This is a genomic window from Capillibacterium thermochitinicola (genome assembly GCF_013664685.1).
GTDB lineage: Bacteria > Bacillota > UBA4882 > UBA10575 > UBA10575 > Capillibacterium > Capillibacterium thermochitinicola.
In genome coordinates this window covers 1-2,467 of the sequence record NZ_JAAKDE010000049.1, presented here as the reverse complement: position 1 = coordinate 2,467, position 2,467 = coordinate 1, and the positions used below count along the sequence as shown (strand labels likewise).

At 42.4% G+C, this 2,467-nt stretch carries 2 protein-coding genes, 2 pseudogenes and 1 CRISPR repeat array; of the genes and pseudogenes, 1 reads left to right on the top strand and 3 read right to left on the bottom strand.

The window, feature by feature from the left end:
- Positions 1-54: 54 nt before the first annotated feature.
- A CRISPR array of direct repeats spans positions 55-417; the repeat unit is 32 nt; unit sequence GTTTCAATCCACACCCCCGTAAGAGGGGTGAC.
- Positions 418-584: 167 nt separating this feature from the next.
- The 3 genes and pseudogenes from cas2 to G5B42_RS11115 form a co-directional block, all read right to left on the bottom strand.
- The gene (gene cas2 / locus G5B42_RS11125) at positions 585-875 is read right to left on the bottom strand and encodes a CRISPR-associated endonuclease Cas2 (RefSeq protein ID WP_181340545.1); all 291 of its coding nucleotides are present in this window, start codon (positions 873-875) and stop codon (positions 585-587) included.
- Positions 876-887: 12 nt separating this feature from the next.
- A pseudogene (gene cas1 / locus G5B42_RS11120) lies at positions 888-1,466 on the bottom strand (CRISPR-associated endonuclease Cas1); the annotation flags it as partial.
- The gene (locus G5B42_RS11115; RefSeq protein WP_181340543.1) at positions 1,379-1,948 is read right to left on the bottom strand and encodes a CRISPR-associated endonuclease Cas3''; all 570 of its coding nucleotides are present in this window, start codon (positions 1,946-1,948) and stop codon (positions 1,379-1,381) included. The gene G5B42_RS11115 and the pseudogene cas1, both read right to left, overlap by 88 nt.
- Positions 1,949-2,287: 339 nt before the next feature.
- Here G5B42_RS11115 and G5B42_RS11110 point away from each other — a divergent pair.
- Positions 2,288-2,467, top strand: a pseudogene (locus tag G5B42_RS11110) (IS256 family transposase); the annotation flags it as partial.

Genomic DNA, 2,467 nt, shown 5'->3' with positions numbered 1-2,467 from the left:
CCCCGTAAGAGGGGTGACGCTGCCCAGCTATACCGCAATGATTGACTTCATCCAGTTTCAATCCACACCCCCGTAAGAGGGGTGACGCGAGGATGCAGCCAGCGCCATCATCGCTTTCATTGTTTCAATCCACACCCCCGTAAGAGGGGTGACCCCACGCCTCCGAACCAATTTTCAAGGAGTTGGCGTTTCAATCCACACCCCCGTAAGAGGGGTGACGTTGTGATCAGGCCTGGTGTTTTGGAGAGTGGGAGTTTCAATCCACACCCCCGTAAGAGGGGTGACATATAAAGAGAGGTGGTAACGAGTGGAGCAGTGGTTTCAATCCACACCCCCGTAAGAGGGGTGACATGCAAACTTTTGGCGCGATGATCCCGTTAATTGCGTTTCAATCCACACCCCCGTAAGAGGGGTGACAGTAATATCCCTAAAGTCAAATGGCTCTAGGGATTAAACGACAAATACCGCGAACATAGTTAATTTTACTTAATAAGTTCAATTTAAACTTACCAAATACAGACAAACCCTCAGTTTAACTAGCTCCGCGAGAAAGCTAGGGAAATAATGGGTGCTTGTACTTCGCGCTAAACAGTTAATACTCCTTCCGGATCATATGTAACCTTAGCTCCTACATGCTCAACTCTATTTTTCCAATTTGAGCCGAGATAATAGTACCTTAAACTGTCCTCGTTTGGATCGATTATTTGTTCAAGTTGCTTTCTCAATTGAGCAAATTGGACTGGATCAACTAGGCATTCAAATACAGAGTTCTGGACTCTTTGCCCATAGTTCTGACACTGTTTAGCCACTTTCCGTAGGCGTTTCATCCCTTCGGCGTTTTCAGTACGCACATCATAAGTAATCAAAACCATCATCATATATCACCATCATTTCATTAAAAATGGTGGGTAGGCATCCAAGTCCCCTCTTAAATGTCGGGCTAGAAGCATTGCCTGTGCATAAGGAATCAAGCCAATAGGTATTTTTTCGCCCAAAAAAGGATGGATTATTTCTTCCTGTTTTCTTTTCTGCCACGAAGTAATAACGGTTTTTCGCAGTTCATCAGTCATTATTACGCCGCCTGATTCCTTCGTAATAAACCCTTTTATATCCACTTGTCGGTTATTAATTAATGATAGAGCTAACCGATCAACTAGATACGGCCTTAACTCCTCCATCAAATCTAAAGCAAGACTTGGACGCCCCGGACGTTCTTTATGTAAAAATCCCACTTGTGGGTCTAAACCTACAGTTTCCAATGCAGAGGTACAATCATGAGATAAAAGCGTATATAGAAAAGATAGTAAAGCATTAGTTGGATCAAGAGGAGGTCGCCGACTTCGCCCATGAAACTTAAAGTCTTCTTTCCCTTCCAATATTAGTTTATCGAAAACACCATAATAGGTCCGCGCTGCTTCTCCTTCCAATCCCCGAAGAATACCAGCATCACGGCAATTAACAACAACTGCGGATTGGCAGATCGAATTTCATCTAAAATAAATTGCTCGATCTCATTAAGATCTTTTACCTGTGTTAGTTGAAAATCTAAAGAAGACATACCCGCTCCTTCAGCACCTGACCAATCGGGAAGTCCTGCGTGATGACCTGCAACACAATAAGATAAAACTCGTCCAATTCCTTTTTCATAAAGGTCTTCACATAATTTCGCACCATGTATCGCGTGAAGTAATTTGCCGGGTTTGCCTTCTAAATGCGCTTCTTCATCATAAAAGCCACTTTTAAAGCACAAATAGTTTTGCCATTTCTTTCTGCCTTTGCCGGCATCATGAGCAATTCCGGCCGCTTTTCCCCATTCGGCGGAATCAAATTTTGCAGCAAAACTTTGAGCTCTTTTAGCCGTTTCTTCTAAATGATCCTTTAATAAATGAGGAGCCGCCCACGAATCATCTCCTTTTTTTCGTACATGTGCGATATAATCCCTATTCATTCGTCCTCCACCTTTGCTCTGTTATCCTTACAAGTACCGGAAACTTTAAAATCGTGATAAAAACAAGTTGATAAACTACTTAACAATGAATTGTTTAAACCCACACCCTTATCAGGAGTGACATAATATTCATCTTTCCCCAAAATTCTAACACACCCCCGTGACAACTGTATGTCACCGAACAACAGTTCTCTTTAAAATCCCCTCTGTATTTTTCAATAGATTTGTCTATCAGTCGTTAGTCAGTGTATAATTAAGTTCGCAATTTCATAAAGGAAAAGCCATCGGGACTCCGAAATGGTAAGTTGCTGAAAACAAACCCAAAAGGAGTGTTATCCGATGGCTTACCATAAGAATACCGTAAATTTAGAAAAAATGCTACTGAAATTTTTAGGCGAGCCGGATCCCATGCTCTCCATGCTTGAATGGCTATGCCATAAGATGATGGAAGTAGAAGTCGAAAATAAGCTCAATGCCGGCAAAGGCGAACACTCCCCGAATAGAACCGGTTATCGCTCC